Source organism: Ochrobactrum soli, assembly GCF_003664555.1.
GTDB lineage: Bacteria > Pseudomonadota > Alphaproteobacteria > Rhizobiales > Rhizobiaceae > Brucella > Brucella teleogrylli.
Window position 1 is genome coordinate 219,272 of the sequence record NZ_RCHH01000002.1, and the last position, 26,911, is coordinate 246,182.

Sequence of the window (26,911 nt, forward strand, 5' to 3'; positions counted from 1 at the left end):
TATAAAATCTCGGGCGGAATCTCCCTGAAGCGGGGCAGCTGCAAACAATATCAAAGATCGATGAGGGCAATTGCACAATGGTGGTTCCTGAAGAGCTCCAACGCCGGATAGAAAAAAGCCTCGCGGATGGCGGCTTTACACCGGCGGAAATGCTGCTGCGCCGCGCGCACCGTCTGGCTCTGGACAAGACAAACGGTTCGGGCGCAGCAGCTGATACGATGCTCAAGGAAGCCGGCTTGAGCATTCGCGCCGACGATCTTTCCGCAGTCATTGAAAAGAAACCGTGGCTTCTCGAAGTCATCCTTCAGGGTGTCAATCGCAAGCCCGGCGACACGGGCGATCATCACTAAACAAAAAGGCATAACAACGTTTTTAACGCGCTTTTCTTCGCCAGCCCCCGCCCTATATCGGTTTCGGGGCGTTCTACGCCGATCCGTTCCGATCCCGCATTGAAACGAACATCAGGGGCCATTCCATGCCGACATTGAAACGTTCTTTTGCTGCCACATGCACCGCATTGCTTGTGGCGGGCAGCATGATTGCTGCTCCTGTCGCCGAGGCATGCACGCGCCTCGTCTATCACGGTGCCAATGACCAGATCATCACGGCCCGTTCCATGGACTGGAAGGTCGACGTGGCGACCAATCTCTGGATTTTTCCACGCGGTATGAAACGCTCCGGCGAAGCCGGGCCAAATTCCGTGCAGTGGCAATCCAAATATGGCAGCGTCATCGCCTCCGGCTATGACATTTCAACCACGGACGGCCTCAATGAAGCGGGGCTTTCGGCAAGCGTGCTGTGGCTGGTGGAATCGGAATATCCGCCCTTCGATGAAAAGCATCCAAGCCTCAGCATCGCTGCCTGGACGCAATATGTCCTCGACAATTTCGCAACTGTCGATGAAGCGGTAAAAGCGCTGAGCGACAATCCGTTCAATGTCGTGACCGACAAGGTGCCGGGGGAAGATCGCCTCGCCACGCTGCATCTGGCCATGTCGGATTCCAGCGGCGACAGCGCCATCATCGAATATATCGACGGCAAGCAGGTCATCCACCACGGCAAGCAATATCCGGTGATGACCAATTCACCGACCTTTGACCAGCAGTTGGCGCTCAACGCCTATTGGAAGGATATCGGCGGCACCGTGATGCTGCCGGGCACCAACCGCGCCGCCGACCGCTTCGCCCGGGCTTCTTTCTACGTGAATGCCATTCCGAAAACGGAAGATCCGGTGAAAACCATCGCCAGCGTGTTCAGCGTGATTCGAAATGTCTCGGTGCCGTTCGGCATCAGCACGCCCGATCAGCCGAATATTTCATCGACCCGCTGGCGCACCGTGGCCGACCACAAGCGGAAGCTCTATTTCTTCGAATCCGCACTGACACCGAATACATTCTGGATCGACCTCAACAAGGTCGATTTTTCGCCCGAAACCGGCAAAGTGAAGAAGCTCGATCTCGGGCCCGACCAGACCAACACCTTCTCCGGCATGGCCAACGATCAGTTCAAGGAAACCGAACCGTTCAAGTTCCTCGGACTTTGATGGAACTCCAAGGCCCCGCCCAATGGCGGGGTCTTTCTTTACTGAGGCTCCGGTCAGCAGCCATCGACGCGCTGAAGCGATGCCGAAAGGCCGATCAGCGAGAATGTGTAGCGCGTCTGCGTGCCACGCGCTGAAACCGCCTGCACATTGACCGCCTTGCCTGCACGCATTGCCTTTATAATCCGCGTTTCATCGGCGACATTTTCCGCCCAGGCGCGATTGCCTTCACTGAAGAAAGGAAATGCTGTGCCATCCACCATGACATTCACGGCTTTGTCTGCCTTGAGATCATAGCCCATGACAAGCTGCGGGCTGTACTGTCCGCTCGACTTGGAAATAATGATGAAATTATCGCCGTGCCTGACATCTACGGGATGAAATTTAACCGGAACCGTCAAAGCATAGCATTTGTTACCGGGCAGATCAGTGTTCTGATAAACGCCCCAGTCCTTAAATTCTCCGATATAATTCGTCTTTGCCGTAGCCACGAGAGAACTCGCCACCAACCCTGCCAGTGCTAACGCAACGGTGGTTGCATTTTTCCTCATCGCCGAAAACCTCCATAATATTGCAAAATCACGCATGTTAAAAAATTATAACATTGCGTTACTATTTCCTTAACAAAGACCTAAAAATTTGTTGAAAATTTGAGAATAAGAATCCGCAATTCAAACAGGGCACAGCAGCGCGATATCAGCCCGGCAGACAGAACAATGGATATGATCGGGAAATGACGGGCGAAGCAGCACGAACGTGGTCGGCGCGCGGCTTTCGAAACACGAAAGCCGATCTGCAAGTCTTTGCTTTTAAAGGAAATGGTGGGCCCGGAGGGACTCGAACCCCCAACCAAGCGGTTATGAGCCGCCGGCTCTAACCAATTGAGCTACAGGCCCCACGCAACACTGCACGTACCCTAAAGAAACGGAAGATACAACTGTCAAATCTGCCAGTCGCCCTAATGCGCACATATTCGATTGCGATGGATGGCGTCAGCAAGCCACGATGGTCAGGATTTGAAGCCCCCGGTTGCATTAAAGGGGCATTTCCATTCTTATATCATGGCGACGCGCATGAGAGGGAACTTAAGAAACAAACGATTTCAACGATAAAGCGAACCGATAACCCGGATTGCTTTCAATAAGCTGCCTCAACATTCTCTACAGGAGATTTCATGAAAAACCGCGCTACCACGCTCATAGCAGCCTCTTTTTCGGCAATCATGCTCGCAGGCGCTCTCGCCCTGCCCGCCGCAGCCCAGGAGAACCAGATGTCGAGACAGCCTGCGCGCATTGCCGTGACCGGTGAAGGCACCACGACAGCCGCACCTGACATGGCGATTCTCAATCTCACCGTTCTGCGCGAAGCCCAGACGGCCCGCGAGGCGATGACCGCCAATAACGAAGCCATGGCCAAAGTTCTCGACGCCATGAAAAAAGCCGGCATCGAAGGGCGCGACCTCCAGACCGGCGGCATCAATATCCAGCCGCGCTATGTTTTCCCTGACGACAAGAACGGCCTCAAGGAACCGAGCATCACAAGCTATGCGGTCACCAACAGCCTCACCGTGCGCGTCCGTGATCTTGCCAAGGTCGGCGAAGTACTCGACCAGTCCATTACACTCGGCGTCAATCAGGGCGGAGATCTGAGCTTCGTCAACGACAATCCGGCTGCAACCATCAACGAAGCGCGCAAGCGCGCCGTGGCCGACGCTGCCGCCAAGGCTAAGACGCTTGCCGATGCCGCAGGCGTCGGTCTCGGCCGTGTCATCGAAATCACCGAACAGGGCCGTCCGCCCATGCCGATGCCAATCGCCCGCGGCCAGTTCAAGACCATGGCTGCCGCCGCTCCGGAAGATGCCGTTCCGGTCGCAGCTGGCGAAAACAGCTTCAATGTTTCGGTCAATGTCGTCTACGAGATCAAGCAATAACGACAGTTTCGGCCAACAAAAAAGGGGCGCCAGGCGCCCCTTTTCTTTTATCTTTACATCACATTAGCGGATGATCGGACAGCCGCGCGCATTGGCGAATACAACGCCGCTCGGACGGCCATGGCGGAAGCCGCGCACCTGCACGGATTTGCCGCGATAAGCGACGCGCGCATTGCGAATGCCCATGCGATGCGCCTTCATCTTGGCGGATTCAACAGAGCAGGCAGGGCCGCGATAGGCCGGACGTCCATGATGTGGACGACCGCGATAATCGACATTGATAACTGCGCCATGGGCGGCAGTGCTGACAGCCGGTGTTGTCATTGCAGGCGCGGCATTCGCCGATGCGCCAGCCGAAAAGACGGCGGCAAGACCAAGTGCAGCGGTAACGGCAAACGACTTGAGCGAAATAGCGGACATTTTGAACCTCTTCCAATTGAGTGTCAGGCCCTCCGCCTGAGACACCCGATAATTAGAACGAGGAAGATGAACGAAACGAAAAGCCTCCGTTCATCTGACATTCAGTTAAGACGAGCGAGACGGATAAGGCAGGAAACCACTGGTAAAACCCATTCAAATTCAAAGAATTAAGAGAACTGAAAAGTGCTGCCTGCTCTCTATTAAATTTAAGCAATGTTATAAAGAATGCGCATTCAATCGGGCATGACCATATGATCGAGATAATCCTCGTCATCTTCCATGTCATGATCGAAGGCGGTTACCTTGCCGCGCACCGAAACGCCCGCCTCATGCACAGTGTCCCGCGAGCCGGAAACCAGCGGATGCCACCAGTAAAGGTCGGAGCCTTCCGCAACGAGACGATAAGCGCAGGTCACCGGCAACCAGTCCACTTCATCGACGATTTCCGGCGTCAGGAATACGCAATCCGGCACGGTGGCCCTGCGGTTTGGATAATCGCGGCACTGGCAGGTTTCAGCATTGAGCAAAGTGCAGGCCACGCTCGTCCAGTAAATCTCGTTGGTGTCGTCGTCCTGCAATTTATGCAGGCAGCACTGGCCACAACCGTCGCACAGGCTTTCCCACTCGCTGCGGGTCAGCTGATTGAGCTTTTTGGTTTTCCAGAATGGTTTGTCGGTCATGTCTGAGCCTATATCGGAAATATGTCGGGAATAGCGTGGACAAATCGCCGCCCTGACTGGAGCTGATGCGTACGGCTAATTGACTATTGAAAGCCCGGCCTGCCTGGGCTAAGTCAGAAGCATCATTCCCATGATCGTAAGCGTCTAACGTCAGGCAACGCATCAACCGACCGGAAACGGCCGCCGATGCACTGACGTTGTGTTCCGTTTTCCGCTCTGAATTCCAGGTACTATCATGCCAAATTCTGACACGCCGCGTCGCAGGAAACTGCCAGCGCATTATGCGTCTTTCGTCATGCCGCTCATTCTTTCGATGCTGATGACACTGGTGGTCTCGCTGATCGCAACCGCGAAAAGCCTCGGCCTCACCCATCCCGATCTCGCATCCAACTGGATGAGTTCATGGGTGGTTTCGTGGATCGTGGCTTTCCCGGTTCTGCTGATGCTTCTGCCGATTGTGCGCAAAATGGTTGCCTTTGTGTGCCATCCAGATTGATCCGATCATCGGGGCAAACTCAATAAAAAGCGCCGCGCATGGACCCATGCGCGGCGCTTTCATTTGCAATCGAGACGATCAGCGGAAGATATGCTCGCCCTGCTCGTCAACGATCTGGCGACCCTTGTTCAGCGCAATGCTGGCGGCATCCTCGATGCCGGGGCAACGGTCAGCGCGAACGAAGCGATATTCCTTCAATTCACCATTGATCGTTTTGGAAATCACACCGCACACCTGATACTGACCGCCTTCGCTGTAAGGCGTGGCGACGATCAGAAAATCCTTGTGCTCGGTACGACCGGCCTCTTTCGGCTCCGCTGATTTCTCAGCGGCTTCACCACCGCCGCCGAACAGACGCTTCAGGAACGACATGGTTTCCTCCGGTTTTAAGAATCGAGGAACGAACGCAGCTTGCGCGAACGGCTCGGATGCTTGAGCTTGCGTAGCGCCTTCGCTTCGATCTGACGGATACGTTCACGGGTAACCGAGAACTGCTGGCCGACTTCTTCGAGCGTGTGGTCGGTGTTCATACCGATACCGAACCGCATACGCAGAACGCGTTCTTCACGCGGCGTCAGCGAAGCGAGAACACGGGTCGTCGTATCGCGCAGGTTCGCCTGAATGGCGGCGTCGATCGGCAGCAGTGCGTTCTTGTCCTCGATGAAATCACCCAGATGTGAATCTTCCTCGTCGCCGACTGGCGTTTCGAGAGAGATCGGCTCCTTGGCGATCTTCAGCACCTTGCGCACTTTTTCGAGCGGCATGGCAAGCTTTTCGGCCAGTTCTTCCGGCGTCGGCTCACGACCGATTTCGTGCAGCATCTGGCGCGACGTGCGGACGATCTTGTTGATCGTTTCGATCATGTGCACCGGAATACGGATGGTGCGCGCCTGATCGGCAATCGAACGGGTGATTGCCTGACGAATCCACCAGGTCGCATAGGTCGAGAACTTGTAACCGCGACGGTATTCGAACTTGTCGACCGCTTTCATCAGGCCGATATTGCCTTCCTGAATGAGATCGAGGAACTGAAGGCCACGGTTCGTGTACTTCTTGGCAATGGAAATCACGAGACGCAGATTGGCCTCGACCATTTCCTTCTTGGCGATGCTGGCTTCGCGTTCGCCCTTCTGTACCTGATTGACGATGCGGCGGAATTCGCCGATCGAAATCGCGGTTTCAGTGGCGAGGTTCTGAATTTCGCTGCGCAGACGGGCAATCGTACCCACTTCCTTGGCGGCAAAATCCTTCCAGCCGCGAGCCGATAGCAGACCGACGCGCTCAACCCAGTTCGGGTCGAGTTCGTGGCCCTGATATTCCTTCAAGAACTCATCGCGACGCACGCCGAAGGATTCAGCCAGACGCAGAAGCTTGCCTTCGTTCTGAACCAGACGCTTATTGATATCGTAGAGCTGTTCGACGAGCTGTTCGATACGATTCTGATTGAGAGAGAGCGACTTCACGGCGGTGATCAGCTCGTCTTTCAGTTCCTTGTAGCGGCGCTCCTGGCTGGAGGAGAGTTCGCCGGTCGCGGCCAGACGGCCTTCAACCTGCTGGTCCTGCAGCTTGCGCAGCTTCTTGTAGGTATCGGCGATGAGGTCGAGCGTTTCCATGACCTGTGGGCGCAGTTCGGCTTCCATGGCCGCCAGCGACAGGTTGGCTTCGTCTTCGTCCTCTTCTTCCTCTTCCGCTGGCATGTCGCCGCCGACATTGGTGATGTCGTCGTCGTCACGCGAACGGCGCGCGGGCTTGTCGTCGCGCGGACGTTCTTCTTCCACACGCTCGATCACCGGCGCCTGCTTGGCTTCCGGACCGGCATAGGTGGTTTCGAGATCGATGATTTCGCGCAGGAGAATGTTGGATTCATTCAACTGATCGCGCCAGATGATGATGGCCTGGAAAGTCAGCGGGCTTTCGCACAGCCCGGCAATCATCGTTTCGCGACCGGCTTCGATGCGCTTTGCGATGGCGATTTCGCCTTCGCGCGACAGAAGCTCCACCGAACCCATTTCGCGCAAATACATGCGCACGGGGTCGTCGGTGCGGTCCGTCGGCTCTTTCTTGGTCGTCGTGGTGGCAACGGCAGTACCGCCAGCCTCGACCAGATCGCCGCCTTCTTCCGCGTCGTCGTCGTTGTTGTTTTCTTCGCGATCGTTGTCTTGCTCGTCGTCTTCAACGACGTTGATGCCCATGTCGGAAAGCATGGCCATGGTATCTTCGATCTGCTCCGACGTCACTTCCTCGGAAGGAAGAACGGCGTTCAGTTCGTCCATGGTCACATAGCCACGCTTCTTCGCGACCTTGATCATCTTCTTGACAGCATCGTCAGAAAGGTCGAGAAGCGGACCGTCGGCAGCACCTTCGCGCTCGACTTCGGCTTCTTCGTTTTCCTTAACCTTCGTTGCCATATGTTCTTCTCCAGGCGACCCCGGTCGCTTTTAAGATATATAGAGTGTCCGAACGGTTTTGCGAGCCTGCAAGCCGCCGGTTGATTCTGCGAGTAGCTGATTTGCCGTTAATGGCGGATTAACCCTGCCCTCGGTATCAGGCTCCATCGTGATCGATTTTCTGTGGGCAGAGCCGGTGACATCACGTCATCGCAACGGTTTTTTGCCCTTGTTCCGCATCCCGCTTCCCACGGAGCAGAGGTATCGGAACATCATCGGTATCCGTTCTATCCTTGTTCGAACTGTCGTGATTCCGTCATTTACGCCATTCGTCAAGAGCGACTCACCTGATTCGCCCTCAAAAAGCGAATCATTTGTTGTCGCGGCCCATCCGCGGGCTAGAACTGTTCCGGTTAAAACGGAATCGTGAAACCGCTCTATCTTTTTGTTTTTACGCATTATCCTACGCAAAACCGCTACGCACTTTTGCTGGAAATGCTCTAATTAGAGCGCTATTGGCCGTCCGCAACCCCGTATTCCCGGTACTTTCCCATAAAGTGATTCGGGCAATCCGAATCAAAAACCGCCGGGAGAGCGTCCGGACGACAGACCGAAACCGTCGATCAGGGCTTCGGTCGCATCTGCCTTTAAAATCTGATTTTGTATATCGATGAGGCGCGCATAAAGTTCGCCCGTCTCATCGGTTTCCAGTGCGGCCTCCACGGCTCGCAGCTCCTTATGTAGTGTGCGGGCGCGCTGATGCAAGTGAAGCGCCTGCCGCAAAGCTTCCCGCGCATCGTCTTCCGCCGCAAGCGCGGATGCGGTCCAGAGCCTTGCGCCCTTCACCGCCTGTTCCAGCGTTTCGATCAGATCGCGATGCCCGGCGCCGACCAGCGCGTGACGCATGGCCAGACCATCGTCCACATGGTCGGAGGCCAGAACGTCGAGCATGGCCAGATGCAGCGTCTTCAACGCATCATGCGCCAGATCAAGCCCGGCAATCGTTTCGAAATCTTCTTCGATCAGGCGCGGATGGTTCATCAGCGTGAGTACGATTGCCGTTTCCCGCAGCGGCGCATGGGTGCCCGCACCGGGACGCCCGCCTTTGACCAGCGTGGAACGAACAAGGCTGTCGGAGATCGTCAATCGCCCGCCGCCGCCCATGCCAGGGGCGCCACGTCCGCGCCCATTGTCGTTGCGGCGGTTGAACGACCCATTGCGCTGGCCGCCCTGCTGCCGCCCCTGCCCGAAGAATGCCTGGGCGCGTTCGCGCATATCCTGACCGTAATGGCGGCGAATATCCTCATTGGCGATGCGGCTGGTGATCTCGCGCAAACGCGCTTCCAGTTCGGCGCGCTTTTCCGGCGTGTCGAACACGCCGCCCACGGTTTCGCGGGTCCAGATCATGTCGACCAGCGGCTTGGCGTCACGCAGCACGGCCTGAAACGCCGCCGGACCTTCCGCCTTGACCAGATCGTCCGGGTCCTGTCCTTCCGGCAACAGCGCAAAGCGCAGCGACTTGCCCGGCTGCAAGGTCGGCAGACCAAGATCGGCGGCGCGATAGGCAGCGCGAAGCCCCGCACCGTCACCATCGAAGCAAAGCACCGGTTCCGGGCTGATGCGCCAGAGAAGTTCGAGCTGTTCTTCGGTCAGCGCCGTACCGAGCGGCGCCACGACGTGGTGGAAACCCGCCTGCGCCAGCGCGATCACATCCATATAGCCTTCGACGGCGATGATCGGCTTGGCCGGTTCGCCATTTTGTGGCTGGCAGGCCTTGCGTGCGCGCAGACCGTTATAAAGCACCCGCCCCTTGTGGAAGAGTTCGGTTTCCGGCGAGTTCAGATATTTGGCAGGCGCATCGGCAGAAAGTGCGCGGCCGCCGAATGCGATGATGCGTCCGCGCAAATCCTCGATGGGGAACATCACGCGGTCGCGGAAGCGGTCATAGGAAACGGCAATGCCCTCGCCATGCACCACGAGGCCGCAAGCCTCGATCTGCTCGCGCGATACGCCCTTGCCCGCCAGAAACTCTTTCAGGGCATTGCGCGATTCCGGCGCATAGCCCATGCGGAACGCCTGCTGCGTCGCGCTGGAAAGGCCACGGTCGCGCAGATAGGCGCGCGCCTTGGCACCGGCAGTACTCTGTAGCTGCGCCTCGAAAAACTGCGCCGCCAGTTCCATGACGTCATAAAGCGTTGCGCGCTCAGCCTCACGCTTTTCCATTTCAGGATCGCGCGCAGGCATGGGCACCCCCGCCATATCGGCCACGCGCTCCACGGCTTCTGGAAAACTCAAGCCTTCCAGTTCGGTCAGAAACTTGAAGTGATCGCCAGTCACGCCGCAACCGAAACAGTGGTAACGTCCCTTGCGGTCTTCGCAGTGGAAGCTCGGCGTGTTTTCGCCATGGAACGGACAACAGGCCCAGAAATCGCCCTTCGGCGGATTGCTCTTTTTGCGGTCGAACGAAACCCGTGCTCCGATCAGCGTCGAGATCGGCACACGATCTCTGATCTCATCGAGAAAGGAGGGTGGGAAACGCATTACAGATTTCACTTTCAGCTCGGCCCGACAGCGGGCGTGTCTTCCATAGAGTATATAGGCGCGCAGGCTCTGACAGTCCATCGCGCGCGCATAACCCTCCCCGCTAATCACAGTCTTCTGCCCAGACTGTTTGACAACCTTTTCGACGAGCCTGCTCACGGTCATGCAACTGTCACAAAACTGTCATATAACTTTTACATTCAGCGTAAGCCGGTTGATTTTATGCGCGAATAAGCCCATATCTCTTGGATATTTAATTAGCCGGAACATAATTTCTTCGTTTTATGAGATAATTCTAGCTTTCAACGTCAACCGCCAACCGAAGGGATTTCGCCGTGAACGGTTCTTTGGTCCTTTTGCATCTTGCCGGCGCTGTCGCCCTTCTTTTGTGGGCCACCCGCATGGTGCGAACCGGGGTAGAGCGCGCTTATGGCGACCGCCTGCGCAGACGCCTGCGCAACCAGATGCACAACCCGATCCTGTCGGTCGCTTTTGGCCTTGCGCTGGCTGTCGCGCTGCAAAGCTCGACGGCGGTGACGCTGCTCGTCGGCTCCTTCGTGGGGTCGGGCTTCGTCAGCGGCGTGGCCGGACTGATGGCAGTGCGCGGCGGCGAACTCGGCTCGGCGCTCGTCGTCAAGATCCTGAGCTACGACCTGACAATCCTCGTGCCGCTCTGCCTTGTTATCGGCACCGGCATCTTCATGACCACCGAGCGCCGCGACTGGCGGCAGATCGGGCGCATTCTCGTCGGCATCGGCCTTCTGATCATGTCGCTGGAAATGACCGGCCAGGCCACCGAACCGCTGCGCGAAAGCGCGCTTCTGCCGGTCATTGTCGATTATCTGTCCAACGACCCGATCACCACCTATCTGCTGGCCGCACTGCTGACCTGGCTGTTCCATTCCAGCGTCGCGGCGGTCATCCTGCTGACCACATTCGCATCGCGCGGTCTCATCGATCCGGAACTGGCCGTGGTCATGGTGCTGGGCGTCAATCTCGGTTCCTCGATCATCGCGCCGATCCTCACCCGCAATGCTCCGCCGGAAACCCGCGTGGTGCCACTCGGTAATCTTCTGATGCGCGGTGCAGGCTCGCTGGTGATGCTGGTGCTTTACGAGACTTTCAAGCCGTCGATTGCCTTTCTTGGCGCTGATCCGGTGTCGCAGGTGGTCAACGCGCATATCCTGTTCAACGTGATTGTCATGGTGGCGGGTATCCCGCTCTCCGGGCTGGTTCTGCGCACCACAGAAGCGCTCGTTCGCCTCAATGCGGATAAGACCGCACCGGCGCAGCCGCTGGAAATGGAAGAATATAGCGCCCTCGACACAAGCGTACTCGACCGCCCATCGCAGGCGCTGGCCAACGCCACCCGCGAAGTCGTCGGCGTCTGCGATACCGTCGAGGTGATGCTGCGCCGCATCATCGATCTCTACGAAAAGCCGGATCAGGCCCGCATCAACGAACTCGCCGCCCTCGACGATCGCGTGGACAAGAAACATGCCGCGATCAAGCTTTATCTGACGCGGCTTGCCTCGCATGATCTCAACGAGTTTGAGGCGCTTCGGATGCAGGAACTGCTCGGCGCCTGCGTGAAGCTCGAACAGGTGGGCGACATCATCGTGCGCAACATGCTGGCGCAGGTGCAAAAGAAGATGGACCACAAGCTGGAATTCACCGAGGAAGGCTGGGAAGAACTCAGCCACTTCCACGCCATGGTTCTGGCCAATGCGCATCTGGCGTTCAACGTGGTCGTCTCACGTGACGGGCGCACGGCGCGCCAGCTCGTTCAGGAAAAGGATCGGCTGCGCGAACTGGAAAAGCAGACCAGCCTGCGCCACTTCTCGCGTCTGCGCGAAGGCTCAACCCGCAGCATCGAGACCAGCACAATCCATCTCGATACCATCCGCGACCTGAAGCAGATCAATTCGCTGCTGGCCTCGATGGCCTATCCCGTGCTGGAAGAACAGGGCCTCCTGAGCGAAACGCGGCTCAAGACCGCCAAGCAGGGCTAATTTGCCATGAAATGAAAAAACCCTCGCCATTGGCGAGGGGCTTTTCGGTCACAAGCGCTGCTTATTGCAGCAGCGATTTCATCAGCGCGCTTGCTTTGGTGAAGTCCATCTGGCCTGCATAGCGTTCCTTGAGGATCGCCATGCACTTGCCCATGTCGCGCAGCCCCTGCGCGCCGATTTCGGCGATGACGTCCTCGCAAGCCTTCTTCACTTCTTCCTCAGTCATCTGCTGCGGCAGAAACTCGGAGATAATGACGATTTCCTCGCGCTCGGCTTCCGCCAGCTCAATGCGGCTGCCTTCTTCATAGATGCGCGCCGATTCTTCGCGCTGCTTGACCATCTTGCCGAGAATGCCCAGCAATTCCTCATCGCCGACCGGGTCCTTGCCGGCGGAACGGTTGGCGATATCGCGGTCCTTCACGGCGGCCAGGATGAGGCGCAGCGTCGATGTGCGGCGCTTTTCATGCGCCTTGAGCGCGGTTGTGAGGGCCTGGGAAATCTCCTGGCGAAGCATCGAATGTCTCCTGACGGTGTTTGTCTCTTCTTACCCGCAACGTGATCCATAAAGCAATCGCGTGCTGCTACGAGCTGTCCGAACTACCCGCCCGTAGAACAATAATGCGATCATTATCGCGATTATTTCCCGATTGGGTGCGCTCGGACGATTGACCCGGCAACCAAGTTTCTTTATTGATCAAGGCTTAGCAGGACATCGGTACATGCTGGCAGTGGGAGGTTTGAAATCCCCGCTGCTTTTTGGCGCATATATGATCCCGTCGCCCGTTGGCGCGTATATGACCATTGACGCCCCATCTTTCAAGCCATTCGCCCGGTAACAGGGGTGGAGCTGGCGGGTTGGAACGCGAGCGTGTGCGGAAGCTAAAACATTAAACGTGGCACGGATTTAGGTGCTGCAATTTAAACAGGAGTGCAAACATGACCGAAACGACCCCGAAAACCGCACCCTGGACAACCGAAAAGCGAACCGCCGTTCTGGTTCTTGCCGACGGCACCGTGATCGAAGGCAAGGGCCTCGGCGCGACCGGCGCAATCGAAGCGGAAGTTGTCTTCAACACGGCGCTCACCGGTTACGAAGAAATCCTGACCGATCCGTCCTATGCCGGACAGATCGTGACCTTCACCTTCCCGCATATCGGCAATGTCGGCACCAATGTCGAAGACATCGAAGACCTGACGCCAGCCAACCGCCACGGCGCCGTCGGCGCGATCTTCAAGGCCGATATCACCGCACCATCCAATTATCGCTCGAGCGAAGATCTCGATGCTTGGCTGAAGGCGCGCGGCGTCATCGCGCTGGCAGGCATCGACACCCGCGCCCTCACCGCGCTGATCCGCGAACGAGGCGCGCAGAATGCCGTCATCGCGCATGACCCGAACGGCAAGTTCGACATTGACGCCCTGAAAGCCCGCGCGGCTGGCTGGAGCGGTCTGGAGAATCTTGATCTCGCCAAGGATGTCACCATCGGCCAGAGCCAGGTCTGGAACGAAACGCCCTGGATCAAGGGCGAGAGCTTCGGCGAGCTGAACAACCCGCAATATCATGTGGTCGCGCTCGATTTCGGCGTGAAGCGCAACATTCTACGTCTGCTCTCGGGCCTCGGCGCCAAGGTCACGGTTCTGCCCGCAACGGCAACCGCCGACGACGTGCTGGCTTATAATCCCGATGGCGTGTTCCTGTCGAACGGCCCCGGCGATCCGGCAGCCACCGGCGAATATGCCGTGCCGACCATCCGCAAACTGGTTGACAGTGGCCTACCGGTTTTCGGCATCTGCCTCGGTCACCAGATGCTGGCGCTGGCGCTTGGCGGTCGCACCGAGAAGATGCATCAGGGCCATCACGGCGCCAACCATCCGGTGAAGGACTACACGACCGGCAAGGTGGAAATCGTCTCGATGAACCACGGCTTTGCAGTCGATTCCGAATCGCTGCCGGAAGATGTCGAAGAAACCCATGTCTCGCTGTTCGACGGCACCAATTGCGGCCTGCGCGTCATCGGCAAGCCGGTCTTCTCCGTGCAGCATCACCCGGAAGCATCGCCCGGCCCGCAGGATTCACACTACCTGTTCCGCCGGTTCATCAATTTGATCCGCGAAAAGAAGGGCGAAGCTCTTCTGCCGGAACGCGAACAGGCTGCGTGAATCCAAAACTGAGGTTTTGCGGTTAACTTATTGTGCGAAAAATAAAAAGCCGGGGCAAACACCCCGGCTTTTTTCATGCTCCAATGTGGGCGTTTAAGCGTCCACAGGCTTCGACTTTGGCTTCGGATGCACCCGCGCCACCACCACGACCAGCGCAATGAAGATCAACCCAGCTGCAACCGCATAGGGCATACCGGCGAAGTCGAACGGGGCATTCGCGCCGGTAAAATGGCTGAACAACTGCGTGAAGAGCAGCGGCCCGATAATCGTCGTGATGCTCGAAACGCTGGTCAGCGCACCCTGCAACTCACCTTGCGCGGAAGGCGGCACCTTGCCCGCAGCGATACTGCGCAGCGGTGGATCGGCGAAGCCTTCCAGAGCGGTCAGGAAGATGACCGCATAGACCATCCAGCCCTCCCAGGCGATTGCATAGCCCGTCAGACCGAGACCGGCAAACAGCACGCCGATGATCGCCGTGCGCCGTTCGCCCAGAATAGGCAGAGCGCGCGGCAGCACGACTGCCATAACGAACGCTGTACCGATACCGAACATGCCAAGCGACAGGCCGATCTGTGCCTCGTTCCAATTATAGCGGTACGCGCCGACAAAGGCCCAGACCGACGGATAAACCGCATGGGCCAGCCAGTACAGGAAGAAGACCGCCATCACCCAGCCGATGCCGGGATAGCTGCGCAACTGCTTCAGCGCACCGAGTGGGTTGGCGCGTCCGATCTGGAAACTGCGCCTGTTTTGCAAGGACAGCGTTTCCGGCAACAGGAAGTAAGCCAGCACGAAATTGATGAAGGACAAGAGCGCCGCCCCGTAGAACGGAACGCGCGGACCGAATTCGCCAAGCAGGCCGCCCAGAACCGGGCCGAGCGCAAAGCCCACGCCGAAGGCAATGCCGATCAGGCCGAAATTGCGCGCGCGATTGCTGTCATCGCTGACATCCGCAATATAGGCGGATGCGGTCGCAAAGCTTGCGCCGCTGATGCCCGCCAGCACACGTCCGACGAACAGCATCCAGAATGAGGTTGCCAGCGCGCAGATGAGATTGTCGATTGCAAATGTCAGAATGGAGGCCAGCAGAACGGGCCGCCGTCCGAAACGGTCGCTGAGATTTCCGATCAGCGGCGCGAACAGAAACTGCATCGCCGCATAGACCAGAAGCAGCCAACCGCCATCGACTGCAGCGGTGCTGACATCCGCGCCGGTCAGTTCTTCGAGATAGGCTGGCAGAACCGGCATGATGATCGCGATCCCGATAATATCGAGAAACAGCGTCATGAAGACCAGCCAAAGGCCCCGCTTTACGAATTTGGGGTCAAGCATTGGAACACCTGAAATATGCTCATGCGGATGTGCCGCAGACAGCATCATGTTTTGATTGTTGGAAAGGATCGCGCGTCATCGCCGCTCAAAACTGAGCGTCACGCATGATTTGGAAAAGGGCCGCGCCGATGCAGACCCTTTATAGGGAAAATTATTCTACGACAAGCCTGCTTGATGAAACTCGGCGAAATTGCTGCCAAACACCGCTTAAGCTGCAAAGAAAAAGGCGGCCGTAGCCGCCTTTTACCGCATATTCCGGGCGGATTAGACGTCACCGCTGAATGTATCGCAGGATTCGAGCTTGCCTGTATCAAAGCCGCGCTTGAACCACTTGGCGCGCTGGGCCGATGTGCCGTGGTTGAAGCTTTCCGGCACGACATAGCCCTGACTGCGGCGCTGCAAGGTATCATCGCCGATCTGGTGCGCCGCATTGAGCGCATCTTCAAGATCACCCGTTTCCAGAATGCCCTTCTGCTCGGTGTAATAGCCCCAGATTCCGGCGAAACAATCAGCCTGAAGCTCGACGCGAACCGACATCTGGTTGGCCTGCACTTCGTTCATCTGCTGACGCATCTGGTTGAACTTCGGCAGAATGCCGAGCAGGTTCTGGACATGGTGCCCGACTTCATGCGCCAGCACATAGGCCTGCGCGAAATTGCCCGACGCGCCGAAACGGTTCGCCAGTTCGTCATAGAAGCTCAGATCGATATAGAGCTTGCGGTCGCCGGGGCAGTAGAACGGCCCGGATGCCGCCGAAGCGAAACCACAGGCCGAACGAACCTGCCCGGTGAAGAGAACCATGGTCGGCTTGGTATAGGTCTGGCCGCGCGACTGGAAAATACCGCTCCAGACATCTTCTGTCTCGGCAAGCACCGTGCGGGCAAACTGAGTCATCTCGTCATTGGCGACGGCGCCGCCCTCGGCAGCCGTGCGACCACTGGACTGCTGTTGCGTCTGCACGGACGAGTCCATGCCACCGCCGCCGAACAGAATCGGTATCGGATCGATACCGAAGGCGCGCAGCACGAAGAACATCACGACCAGAATGAGAATGCCGGAAAGCCCGCCGCCGCGCACGACCTTGAAGCCCGGCCCGCCACCGCCAAAACCGCCGCCCTGGCCACCGCCTGTGCCGCCACCGCCGCTACGCTGGTCTTCCACATTGTCACTTTGCCTACGACCTTGCCAGCGCATGCACCCACTCCCTCAACACCGGCCGCTGTAAACCCCGCGGCGCAAAATATTATCTCGTATAATTGTCGCATAAAGAGTTGCCACCGCAATATAAAAAGTAAATGGCATGCAAATCACAAACGAAGACTCGCACGCAATAATTGCTGTTCGGGATTGCCTTATCGCGCGGCTTTAAACTTCTGCCTAAAAAGCCAGCAACCCAGCGCGGATGCGACCACTGTCGCCGCGCCGACTGCGAGGCTGGAAGCGCTCATATCCGTAAATACGACCGCATTCATGATGCGCCCCGGCATGAAGGCAAAGAGCCCCGCTCCGATTATACCCAGAAAATAGACCCGTCGCGTGATTCTGCGATGAATGACTATATCGCCCTGACGCGCGGCGATAACCGACCGGATGCATCCGGCGATGACCAGCACGGACAGGATGTGTATCGGGCTGAAGCCCCAGAGCAGGTTGATCTGGTGTATGAAAAAGCTTGTCATTGCGGTGACGACCATCAGCACCATCCATATGCGCCCGAGATATTTGTGCCGTCGCGTGCCCTTTTTGCGCAGGAGAATGAATGCGCCCAGCAACGCTGCGGGTACGACGGTGGCGACGTGCAGCTGGACAGCAAGTGGTGCTTGGAGAAGCGGGGCGAAATTCATGGTGAAGCTCCGGTTGAATTTCCACCTTCCTTCGACAACACTGCGCTCGGCTCAATTGGAATGACGTGGAATGCAGGAAAACTTCGTGGCTGGCGGCTTTATGCAATTCGCGCTTCGTGAAATGACGGTCATTTCGCGCGCGCTCCGCCTCTGGATGACGTTTCTTGTCGTGGTGCTGATCTTGACGATAACGGCGGCCCTTGGCACGGGTTCGATGCCCGTCGCTATCCGCTTTTTCTATTGGCTGCTGATTCAGTTTGGCGGCTGGTCCATCGCCATTTTATTCGCCGTTCTCGCGGATTCCCTGCTGAAGCCATGGGTCGCCAGCACTTTTGCGCGCATGATGACGGGTGCTCTTCTGGCCGCGGTTCCCATCGGCCTATGGGTCGGCCTCGTCGATTACGGTTTTCTGACCAGACTCCCAACCTTCAAAACAGTTGTCGGAAGCATGGCGGTCTCGCTGCCGCTCAGCGCGCTCTTCTGCGTCCTTGCCTATATGACAGTTCGCAAAGACATCGAAACCGTTTCAAACAACAGCCCCGAAGCCCCTGCCCTGCTCAATCGCCTGCAACCGGGCAATCGTGGTCAGTTGCTGCGTCTGTCGGCAGACGACCATTACACGCAAGTCGTCACCAACCGGGGCAAGGAACTGATCCTCATCCGCTTTTCCGACGCAGTGAAGGAAATCGGCGAAACGCCGGGTTTGCAGATCCACCGCTCGCATTGGGTGGCTGACATTCATGTTGAGGAATTGCAGCGCGTCAACGGCGCGCTCAGTCTCAAAACACGCGACGGGACGCTGCTTCCGGTCAGCCGGTCGAGCCAGAAAACGGCGCTGGAGCGTTACCGCATTGGTGCATCACCGCGCAAGAAAACAGCGGCCGGGCAAGATTTTTCGTGAATGCCCGCATTTTCTTTGAAATAAGCGTATTTGTGGGGTTCCGCTTTGGGTCATCATTGCCTATAAGGCCCGCTTAGCCCACAGAATTCATAAGCTGCCAACCCGCCGGAAAACCGTGCGGGCTTTTCTGGCAGGCTAAGCAGCATGTCTCTCGAAAGTGGGAACCGGTTTCGAGACCAAGATATGCGTGAAACAAGAGCATGATCCCGAAAATGGGAACCGGTTTTCGGACAAGATCATGCGCGCGAAGAAGATAGGATGAGCGCCCATGCCGAAACGTACAGATATCAAATCGATCCTGATTATCGGCGCGGGCCCCATTGTCATCGGCCAGGCTTGCGAATTCGACTATTCGGGCACGCAGGCTTGCAAGGCGTTGAAAGAGGAAGGCTACCGCATCATCCTCGTCAACTCCAACCCGGCCACGATCATGACCGATCCCGATCTGGCGGACGCGACCTATATCGAGCCGATCACGCCGGAAGTCGTCGCCAAGATCATCGCCAAGGAACGCCCGGACGCGCTGCTGCCCACCATGGGCGGCCAGACCGCGCTGAACACCGCATTGTCGCTGCGCCGCATGGGCGTGCTGGAGCGCTACAATGTCGAGATGATCGGCGCCAATGCCGAGGCCATCGACAAGGCCGAAGATCGCGCGCTGTTCCGCGAAGCCATGGACAAGATCGGCCTCGATACGCCGGAATCCCGCCTCGCCAACGCCACCGAAATCAAGGACGAAGACCGCAAGCGTCATGAAGCCAAGCGCGCTGAAGTGAAGTCGCAATATTCGGGCGACGCGCTGGACAAGGCCCTCGACAAGCTGGAAACCGAATGGCAGCTCGGCGAAGTCGAACGCAAGCAGCGCTACATGACCCACGCGCTCGCCAAGGCGGCGCAGGCGCTCGACGTGGTTGGCCTTCCGGCCATCATCCGCCCGAGCTTCACGCTCGGCGGCACCGGCGGCGGCATCGCCTATAACCGTCAGGAATTCTTCGAAATCATCGAACGCGGTCTGGACGCATCGCCGACCACCGAAGTTCTGATCGAAGAGTCGGTTCTGGGCTGGAAAGAATATGAAATGGAAGTCGTCCGCGACAAGGCGGACAACTGCATCATCATCTGCTCGATCGAAAACCTCGATCCGATGGGTGTACACACCGGCGATTCGATCACCGTCGCGCCTGCGCTGACGCTGACCGACAAAGAATACCAGATCATGCGCAACGCCTCGATTGCGGTGCTGCGCGAGATCGGCGTTGAAACCGGCGGCTCCAACGTGCAGTTCGCGATCAACCCGGCCAATGGCCGCATGATCGTCATTGAAATGAACCCGCGCGTCTCACGTTCTTCGGCGCTCGCTTCCAAGGCTACCGGCTTCCCGATTGCCAAAGTCGCGGCCAAGCTCGCTGTCGGCTACACGCTGGACGAACTCGACAACGACATCACCGGCGGCGCGACGCCAGCCTCGTTCGAACCGTCGATCGACTATGTCGTCACCAAGATCCCGCGTTTCGCTTTCGAAAAATTCCCCGGCTCCTCGCCGATCCTGACCACCGCCATGAAGTCGGTCGGTGAAGTGATGGCCATTGGCCGCACTTTTCAGGAAAGCTTGCAGAAGGCGCTGCGCGGTCTTGAAACCGGCCTGACCGGCCTTGACGAAATCGCCATTCCCGGCATCGAGGACGGCGACGAGAAGAACGCCATCCGCGCCGCCATCGGCACGCCGACGCCGGATCGTCTGCGCATGGTCGCGCAGGCCATGCGCCTCGGCCTGACTGTCGAGCAGGTGCATGACGCCTCCAAGATCGACCCATGGTTCCTCGAACAGATCGAAGCCATCGTGTTGACCGAAGTGCGCATTCGCGAACATGGTCTGCCGCAGGACGCTGAAAACCTGCGCATGCTGAAGGCAATGGGCTTCTCCGACGCGCGCCTTGCCAGCCTGACCAACAAGGACGCTGCGGACGTGGCTAAGCTGCGCGCCGATCTCGACGTGCATCCGGTCTATAAGCGCATCGATACCTGCGCTGCCGAATTCGCTTCGCCGACCGCCTATATGTACTCGACCTATGAAACGCCCTTCGTCGGCCAGCCACGTTCGGAAGCTGAAGTTTCGGATCGCAAGAAGGTCGTCATTCTCGGCGGTGGGCCGAACCGTATCGGTCAGGGCATCGAGTTCGATTATTGCTGCTGCCATGCTGCCTTCGCGCTCGGCGACGCCGATTACGAAGCCATCATGATCAACTGCAACCCGGAAACGGTTTCGACCGATTACGACACCTCGGACCGCCTCTATTTCGAACCGCTGACGGCGGAAGACGTGCTGGAAATCCTGCGCGTTGAACAGGAAAAGGGCACGCTGCACGGCGTGATCGTCCAATTCGGCGGCCAGACCCCGCTCAAGCTCGCCAATGCGCTTGAAAAGGCCGGCATTCCGATCCTCGGCACCTCGCCGGACGCCATCGACCTTGCGGAAGATCGCGACCGCTTCCAGAAGCTGCTGGTCAAGCTCGACCTGAACCAGCCGAAGAACGGCATTGCCTATTCGGTCGAACAGGCTCGCCTCGTCGCCGCTGACCTCGGCTTCCCGCTGGTCGTTCGCCCGTCCTATGTTCTGGGTGGCCGCGCCATGCAGATCATCCATGACGAGCGCACGCTGCAAGCCTATCTGCTCGACACCGTGCCGGAACTGGTCCCGGAAGATATCAAGGCGAAATATCCGAACGACAAGACCGGCCAGATCAACACCCTGCTCGGCAAGAACCCGCTGCTGTTCGATACCTATCTCACCCAGGCCATCGAAGTGGACGTCGATTGCCTCTGCGATGGCAAGGACAGCTTTGTGTCGGGCATCATGGAGCATATCGAAGAAGCCGGTATTCACTCCGGCGACAGCGCCTGCTCGCTGCCGGTTCACTCGCTCTCGGCTGAAACCGTCGCCGAACTCGAACGTCAGACCGAAGCATTGGCCAAGGCGCTCAATGTCGGCGGCCTGATGAACGTTCAGTTCGCGATCAAGGATGGCGAAATCTTCATCCTCGAAGTGAATCCGCGCGCTTCGCGTACGGTGCCGTTCGTTGCCAAAACCATCGGCACCCCGATTGCCAAGGTCGCGGCCCGCATCATGGCTGGCGAAAGCCTTGAAGCAGCGCTCGGCGCTTATGGCGGCAAGCCGCAGGCCCCATCGCGCCCGCATATCGCGGTCAAGGAAGCCGTGTTCCCGTTCGCTCGTTTCCCGGGCGTCGATACGCTGCTCGGACCGGAAATGCGCTCAACCGGCGAGGTCATGGGCCTCGACTACGACTACGCACTGGCTTTCGCCAAGGCGCAGCTTGGTGCCGGCGTGGAACTGCCGCGTGAAGGCACGGTGTTCGTGTCGGTGCGCGACGAAGACAAGGAACGCGTTCTGGCACCTGTGCGCAAGCTCGCAAGCCTCGGCTTCCGCGTGATGGCAACCGGCGGCACGCAGCGTTTCCTCGCTGACAATGGCGTCGAGGCGATCAAGGTCAACAAGGTCATCGAAGGCCGTCCACATGTGGAAGATGCGATCCGCAACCGTCAGATCCATCTGGTCTTCAACACCACCGACAGCGCCAGCGCCGTGTCCGACTCCAAGTCTATCCGCCGCGCAACGCTGATGCAGAAGCTGCCTTACTACACCACGATGGCAGGCGCAGAATCAGCGGCCGAAGCCATCGCGGCGCTGAAGGCCGGTTCGCTGGAAGTGCGTCCGCTGCAGGATTACTTCCGCGCATAATCTGTTTTACAGATAATGAAAAAAGCCGCCGGAGCGATCCGGCGGCTTTTTTCATGCGCTCTTTAAAGCGGGAATTTCCAGCGGCTTGCCATCGGGATCATCTTCCAGATTGACCTGCCGGGAGAAAAACCCGTTATGCAGATGCGGCTTGCCCAGATGGATCACAGCAGCGTCTTTCAGCTCAGTGGTCAAAATGTCCCGGATGCGATCATAGGCTTCGGCATCGAGACCATCCAGCGCGCCATCGATGATGATCCATTGCGGCTTTTGCAGAATGAGGCGGGCGAAAGCGAGACATTGCCGCTCGTCATCGGTCAGCACCCGTTCCCAGCGTGTGGCGTAGTCGAGACTGCCGATAAGCCGGTCAAGCCCGGCGCGCTGCAACACGCCCTCCAGCGCTTCGGGCGAAAATTTTTTCAGGTCGAATGGATAGACGATCACGCTCTTCAATGTCCCGGGCGGGAAATAAGGCGCACGCGGCATGAAGGCTACGCCGTCATTGGCTGGCATGCCGATCCGCCCCTCGCCCCATGGCCACAGACCGCCAAGCGCCCGAAACAGCAAGGTGCGTTGGGTTTCGGTGCCGCCGGTTACCAACACCCGTTCGCCCGGCTTGACCGCGAAGGCGCTCTTCGACAGGCGCAAACAGCCATCGGGTGCCGCAATCGACACATCGTCGAGACTGATTCTATCGTCCTCGTTGACGGCCAGATCGACGTGCCGGTCGAGATGACCCAACTCATCCATGCGCAGAATTGCCTGACGGAAAGTGGCGACACGAAGCAGTGTGGCGCGCCAGTCGGCAATGGCACCGAAATTATCCACGAACCAGCGCAGTGAATTATGCACCTGCGTAAACGCGCCGACGGCCATCATCAGACCACCGAAGGTCAGTCCGCCAGAGAAATACACCGGTGCGGCGACCAGAATCGGCGCTACAATGGTGAGCCAGCCATAACCAGCCGTCACCCATGTCAGTCGCGTGGTCGCATAGACGATCTTGCGGATCGCAGCCAGCACGGCGTCGATATCGAGATCGAGACGGCGGCGCTCATCCACCTCACCGCGCGAAAGGGTGACCGAATCGAGATGCTCATTGACGCGCATCAGCGAGGCGCGGAAATCCGCCTCGCGCGCATAACGATTGGCATTGATATTGACGAGGTTGCGCCCGACGATCCATGTCAGCCACGATGCGGACGCGGCATATATGATCACCGCCCACACCATATAGCCGGGAATCGGGAAGCTATAACCGCCAATATTGAAAATAAATCCGCTCGACAGCGACCACAATACGCCGACAAAGCTCAACAGAATCACGGTCGATTGCAGCAGGTTGATACCGAGATCGCAGGATGTTTCGGCAAGGTGGCGCGCATCTTCATGCAGGCGCTGATCGGGATTAATGCCGATCTCGCCCGCATTGGCGAGCCGAAAGGCGCGCCCCGGCACCAGCCATTGACCGACGAGATCGCGCGCCAGCCCTTCACGCATCTTAAGCTTGAACATCTGGTTCAGCCATGTCTGGGCGACATTGAGCACCAGCAATGTGCCCGCAATACCGAAGAACACCATCAGCTGCTGGAAGAACGCCTGCAAATCCTTGCGCGCCAGCGCATCGTAAAACGGCTCGTTCCAGCGGTTGATGGCCACCTGCCCAATCGCAATCAGCACGATCAGCACGAAAATGCCGGTTCCGAGTGCAATCAGCGTGGTGCGCACTGGCGAATTCCAGAAAGCGCCGGTCATCATCGAGACCTGTGAGAACAGATCATTGCCGTCCCGGACCGGCTGACGGGTGAGCAAGCCCTTGATACCAACGCGCTGGGACTTCCCTCGCTTGCGGCTTTTCCTTTGCGCGCTGCGCTTCGGCTGCTTCTGTTCCGGTTCAGACGTCATATTTGCCTCGCCACGTGCCGTTCGCGAATCCCTGTGACGAAATCGCGGGCCATTCGCAACATGCGCATTATGCATATCACGCAAAAGTCAAAGAAAAGCGATGTCTCGTTCGGGCTGTGACTTTAGATCTGTCTTTTCTGGCAGGACCGATCTATTGCCCGTCTTAATAGTAAGGTCGCAACACCTTCAATAAAGAGCGACCATGCGCGCAATCGCTGATACGGCGGCGTTTTAGATAAAAAATACCTAGCGTTGACGTTAAAGCTGCGATTTTTTTAGCAAAACCATGGCCAGACACACATCCTAGCTCTCTTGTGCTGGTCAAATTTGTCGCATATAGTCCGGCAATCGATTTTTCGGTCGAGTGACTTTGAGACCCGTGCGGCCTGCCGTGCTTCCTGACGATCTCCTGTCCATAAATTCGATCCACAGGGACGTATGCGGAGCATGCGGACTAAAAATTACTATCGTTACAAAGGACATTCCCATGGCTACGGGAACAGTTAAATGGTTCAACACGACCAAGGGTTTCGGCTTCATTCAGCCTGACCAGGGCGGCACGGACATTTTCGTTCACATCTCTGCCGTTCAGCGCGCTGGCCTTGCCACGCTCAACGAAGGCCAGAAGGTCACCTACGAGATCGTGCAGGACCGCCGTTCGGGCCGTTCGTCTGCCGACAACCTCGTCGCAGCCTAAGACATTTTGCCGCCGGATGTTTCATCTGGCTTGTGCACGAATGTGACATGAAAACATTGGAGCGCCGGTCTGACCGGCGCTCTAATTTTTTGGAATCAGAGAAAATTCTCAAGGCAGCCAGTCAAGCGCCACATGGCCCGGATGGGCCGCAACGCGCTTGAGCCAGGCCTGAACCGCCGGATATTGCTGCATGTCGAAGCCGCCCAGATGCGCCTCATGCGTATAGGCATAGAGCGCGATATCGGCGACCGTATAAGTCTCGCCCGCCAGATAGGGCGTCTTTTCAAGCTGTGTTTCCATGACGCCAAGCGCCTTGTTGCCACCGGCGAGCGTTGAGGCCAGACGTTCCGGCGTCGCATCCCGTGCCCGCTCCGGATAGATCATCAGCGCCCGGCGCACGGCCACATGGGGCTCATGGCTATATTGTTCGAAGAACAGCCATTGATAGACAAGCCCCCGCTCATAGGCGTCCTTGGGCAGAAACGGCGTTCCTTCCGCCAGATAGAGCAGCATGGCGTTCGATTCTGCCAGCAGTCGCCCGTCCTCCAGCTCCAGCAATGGCACCTTTCCGTTGGGATTTTTGGCGAGATAGTCCGGCTTGCGCGTTGAGCCGTCGAGCGACGAAACCGTGACATGCCGAAAAGGCCTGCCCAGCAAGGCAAGCAGAAGGCGGGGCTTGTAGCAATTTCCTGAATCGGGTTGGGCGTAAATGGTCAGCATGAAAATCTCCTGTTTCAAAAAACCATATCGACGCGCGGACTGCGTCCTGTCTAATCAGTTTCTTTGAGATATTATGTCAGCAAGACTGATCTATCCGACACTTTTCGCAACACAATTTCGAGAAAACCCGGATTCACCGGCGAAAAGTCAATCCATCTGTTGCGATTCCCGTGCCGATGCGACATAGAAAATCCGCAAAACCGCGCCGTTCCCAGTGCGGTTAACAGAGCCTGCCATCTATGGAGATCTATCATGGCATTTCTCGCCGACGCCCTTTCCCGTGTAAAGCCATCTGCGACCATCGCGGTCAGCCAGAAAGCACGCGAACTGAAAGCCAAAGGCAAGGACGTGATCGGTCTTGGTGCGGGCGAACCCGATTTCGACACGCCGGACAATATCAAGCAGGCCGCCATCGACGCGATCAATCGCGGCGAAACGAAGTACACGCCTGTGGCCGGTATTCCTGAGCTGCGCAAGGCCATCGTCGCCAAGTTCAAGCGCGAAAACGGCCTCGACTATACGCCGGATCAGGTCATCGTCGGCACCGGCGGCAAGCAGATTTTGTTCAACGCCTTCATGGCCACGCTGAACCCCGGCGATGAAGTCATCGTGCCTGCCCCTTACTGGGTCAGCTATCCGGAAATGGTTGCGATCAACGGCGGTACGCCGGTGTTCATCAACACCAAGATCGAAGACAATTTCAAGCTAACCGCTGCCGATCTGGAAAAGGCGATCACGCCGAAGACCAAGTGGCTGATCTTCAACTCGCCGTCGAACCCGACGGGCGCTGCCTATACGGAAGCCGAGCTGAAGGCGCTGACAGACGTTCTTGTGCGTCACCCGCAGGTCTGGATCCTGACCGACGACATGTATGAGCATCTGGTCTATGGCGATTTCGTCTTCACGACCCCTGCTCAGGTCGAGCCGTCGCTCTATGACCGCACGCTGACCATGAACGGCGTTTCCAAGGCCTATGCCATGACCGGCTGGCGCATCGGTTACGCCGCTGGCCCGCTGCAACTCATCAAGGCCATGGACATGGTGCAGGGTCAGCAGACTTCCGGTGCCTGCTCGATCGCCCAGTGGGCAGCGGTTGAAGCGCTGAACGGCACGCAGGACTTCATCCCGAAGAACAAGGAAATTTTCCAGGCTCGTCGCGATCTGGTCGTATCGATGCTCAATCAGGCCAAGGGCATCCAGTGCCCGACACCGGAAGGCGCATTCTACGTCTATCCGTCCTGCGCTGGCCTGATCGGCAAGAAAACCGAAGCTGGCAAGGTCATCGAAACGGACGAAGATTTCGTCACCGAACTGCTGGAAGCAGAAGGCGTTGCCGTGGTTCACGGTTCGGCTTTCGGTCTTGGACCGAACTTCCGCATTTCCTATGCAACGTCCGATGAGCTGCTCGAAGAAGCCTGCACCCGTATCCAGCGCTTCTGCGCCAGCCTGCGCTAAGCATGTCTCCCGAAAATGGGAACCGGTTTCGGGACAAAGACATGCGTAAGAACAAAAGCTTCTGAATAGCGAATGACAGAGGGGCCGCAAGGCCCCTTTTTCGTATCCGCACTTTCACGGAAAAACAGCACGTGGCT

22 protein-coding genes and 1 tRNA gene are annotated in these 26,911 nt (G+C 57.8%); 10 read left to right on the plus strand and 13 right to left on the minus strand.

Features of this window, described 5'->3' with window-relative positions; genetic code table 11:
• Positions 1-77: 77 nt before the first annotated feature.
• Together D8666_RS04460 and D8666_RS04465 are read left to right on the plus strand one after the other, a co-directional pair.
• Positions 78-350 (plus strand): hypothetical protein, encoded by a 273-nt coding sequence (locus D8666_RS04460; RefSeq protein ID WP_121536440.1) that lies wholly within the window; start codon positions 78-80, stop codon positions 348-350.
• A 125-nt stretch (positions 351-475) separates the two neighbouring features.
• On the plus strand, positions 476-1,543 hold the full coding sequence (locus D8666_RS04465) for a linear amide C-N hydrolase (protein WP_109369446.1): 1,068 nt from the start codon (positions 476-478) through the stop codon (positions 1,541-1,543).
• Between the two features lie 53 nt (positions 1,544-1,596).
• On the opposite strand, the gene D8666_RS04470 is transcribed toward D8666_RS04465, so the two are convergent.
• Complete coding sequence (locus tag D8666_RS04470) at positions 1,597-2,091, minus strand: invasion associated locus B family protein (protein WP_109369447.1); 495 nt, start codon at positions 2,089-2,091, stop codon at positions 1,597-1,599.
• A 268-nt stretch (positions 2,092-2,359) separates the two neighbouring features.
• Positions 2,360-2,436: transfer RNA gene (locus D8666_RS04475), tRNA-Ile, on the minus strand.
• 278 nt (positions 2,437-2,714) lie between these two features.
• On the opposite strand from D8666_RS04475, the gene D8666_RS04480 reads away from it, so the two are divergent.
• On the plus strand, positions 2,715-3,470 hold the full coding sequence (locus D8666_RS04480; RefSeq protein WP_121536442.1) for an SIMPL domain-containing protein: 756 nt from the start codon (positions 2,715-2,717) through the stop codon (positions 3,468-3,470).
• Positions 3,471-3,533: 63 nt separating this feature from the next.
• On the opposite strand, the gene D8666_RS04485 is transcribed toward D8666_RS04480, so the two are convergent.
• On the minus strand, positions 3,534-3,890 hold the full coding sequence (locus tag D8666_RS04485) for an antifreeze protein (protein WP_121536444.1): 357 nt from the start codon (positions 3,888-3,890) through the stop codon (positions 3,534-3,536).
• 233 nt (positions 3,891-4,123) lie between these two features.
• Positions 4,124-4,570 carry a YcgN family cysteine cluster protein gene (locus tag D8666_RS04490; RefSeq protein ID WP_109369450.1) on the minus strand — a complete coding sequence of 149 codons (447 nt, stop codon included), beginning with the start codon at positions 4,568-4,570 and terminating at the stop codon, positions 4,124-4,126.
• Between the two features lie 235 nt (positions 4,571-4,805).
• On the opposite strand from D8666_RS04490, the gene D8666_RS04495 reads away from it, so the two are divergent.
• Positions 4,806-5,066 carry a DUF2798 domain-containing protein gene (locus tag D8666_RS04495; protein ID WP_109369451.1) on the plus strand — a complete coding sequence of 87 codons (261 nt, stop codon included), beginning with the start codon at positions 4,806-4,808 and terminating at the stop codon, positions 5,064-5,066.
• A 78-nt stretch (positions 5,067-5,144) separates the two neighbouring features.
• On the opposite strand, the gene D8666_RS04500 is transcribed toward D8666_RS04495, so the two are convergent.
• The 3 genes from D8666_RS04500 to dnaG form a co-directional block, all read right to left on the minus strand.
• A complete protein-coding gene (locus tag D8666_RS04500) occupies positions 5,145-5,438 on the minus strand; it encodes an HlyU family transcriptional regulator (RefSeq protein WP_078338696.1) in 294 nt (97 codons plus the stop codon).
• Between the two features lie 14 nt (positions 5,439-5,452).
• A complete protein-coding gene (gene rpoD, locus D8666_RS04505) occupies positions 5,453-7,474 on the minus strand; it encodes an RNA polymerase sigma factor RpoD (RefSeq protein WP_109369452.1) in 2,022 nt (673 codons plus the stop codon).
• A gap of 555 nt (positions 7,475-8,029) precedes the next feature.
• Positions 8,030-9,994: a DNA primase gene (gene dnaG / locus D8666_RS04510; protein WP_121536446.1), complete on the minus strand. Its 1,965-nt coding sequence runs from the start codon at positions 9,992-9,994 to the stop codon at positions 8,030-8,032.
• 335 nt (positions 9,995-10,329) lie between these two features.
• Here dnaG and D8666_RS04515 point away from each other — a divergent pair, with 335 nt between their 5' ends.
• On the plus strand, positions 10,330-12,006 hold the full coding sequence (locus tag D8666_RS04515) for a Na/Pi cotransporter family protein (RefSeq protein WP_121536448.1): 1,677 nt from the start codon (positions 10,330-10,332) through the stop codon (positions 12,004-12,006).
• A gap of 61 nt (positions 12,007-12,067) precedes the next feature.
• On the opposite strand, the gene D8666_RS04520 is transcribed toward D8666_RS04515, so the two are convergent.
• A complete protein-coding gene (locus D8666_RS04520) occupies positions 12,068-12,520 on the minus strand; it encodes a GatB/YqeY domain-containing protein (protein ID WP_121536450.1) in 453 nt (150 codons plus the stop codon).
• 422 nt (positions 12,521-12,942) lie between these two features.
• Here D8666_RS04520 and carA point away from each other — a divergent pair, with 422 nt between their 5' ends.
• Positions 12,943-14,166, plus strand: coding sequence for a glutamine-hydrolyzing carbamoyl-phosphate synthase small subunit (carA, locus tag D8666_RS04525; protein ID WP_121536452.1), 1,224 nt, complete (start codon positions 12,943-12,945; stop codon positions 14,164-14,166).
• 93 nt (positions 14,167-14,259) lie between these two features.
• Here carA and D8666_RS04530 read toward each other — a convergent pair whose 3' ends face one another.
• From D8666_RS04530 to D8666_RS04540, 3 genes are all read right to left on the minus strand, one after another.
• Positions 14,260-15,498, minus strand: coding sequence for a TCR/Tet family MFS transporter (locus D8666_RS04530; RefSeq protein WP_109370268.1), 1,239 nt, complete (start codon positions 15,496-15,498; stop codon positions 14,260-14,262).
• Positions 15,499-15,762: 264 nt separating this feature from the next.
• Positions 15,763-16,692: a KPN_02809 family neutral zinc metallopeptidase gene (gene ypfJ / locus D8666_RS04535; RefSeq protein ID WP_121536454.1), complete on the minus strand. Its 930-nt coding sequence runs from the start codon at positions 16,690-16,692 to the stop codon at positions 15,763-15,765.
• Between the two features lie 158 nt (positions 16,693-16,850).
• Positions 16,851-17,342, minus strand: a complete 492-nt coding sequence (locus D8666_RS04540) for a DUF2306 domain-containing protein (RefSeq protein WP_121536456.1) — start codon at positions 17,340-17,342, stop codon at positions 16,851-16,853.
• 70 nt (positions 17,343-17,412) lie between these two features.
• Between D8666_RS04540 and D8666_RS04545 the strand changes: the two genes are divergently transcribed.
• Positions 17,413-18,243, plus strand: coding sequence for a LytTR family DNA-binding domain-containing protein (locus D8666_RS04545; protein WP_121536458.1), 831 nt, complete (start codon positions 17,413-17,415; stop codon positions 18,241-18,243).
• Between the two features lie 268 nt (positions 18,244-18,511).
• Complete coding sequence (gene carB, locus D8666_RS04550; RefSeq protein ID WP_121536460.1) at positions 18,512-22,000, plus strand: carbamoyl-phosphate synthase large subunit; 3,489 nt, start codon at positions 18,512-18,514, stop codon at positions 21,998-22,000.
• Between the two features lie 51 nt (positions 22,001-22,051).
• Here carB and D8666_RS04555 read toward each other — a convergent pair whose 3' ends face one another.
• A complete protein-coding gene (locus D8666_RS04555; protein WP_121536462.1) occupies positions 22,052-23,902 on the minus strand; it encodes an ABC transporter ATP-binding protein/permease in 1,851 nt (616 codons plus the stop codon).
• 487 nt (positions 23,903-24,389) lie between these two features.
• Here D8666_RS04555 and D8666_RS04560 point away from each other — a divergent pair, with 487 nt between their 5' ends.
• Positions 24,390-24,599, plus strand: coding sequence for a cold-shock protein (locus tag D8666_RS04560; protein ID WP_109369461.1), 210 nt, complete (start codon positions 24,390-24,392; stop codon positions 24,597-24,599).
• A gap of 108 nt (positions 24,600-24,707) precedes the next feature.
• Here D8666_RS04560 and D8666_RS04565 read toward each other — a convergent pair whose 3' ends face one another.
• On the minus strand, positions 24,708-25,319 hold the full coding sequence (locus D8666_RS04565; RefSeq protein WP_121536464.1) for a glutathione S-transferase family protein: 612 nt from the start codon (positions 25,317-25,319) through the stop codon (positions 24,708-24,710).
• Positions 25,320-25,571: 252 nt separating this feature from the next.
• On the opposite strand from D8666_RS04565, the gene D8666_RS04570 reads away from it, so the two are divergent.
• Complete coding sequence (locus D8666_RS04570) at positions 25,572-26,774, plus strand: pyridoxal phosphate-dependent aminotransferase (protein WP_109369463.1); 1,203 nt, start codon at positions 25,572-25,574, stop codon at positions 26,772-26,774.
• Positions 26,775-26,911 lie beyond the last annotated feature (137 nt).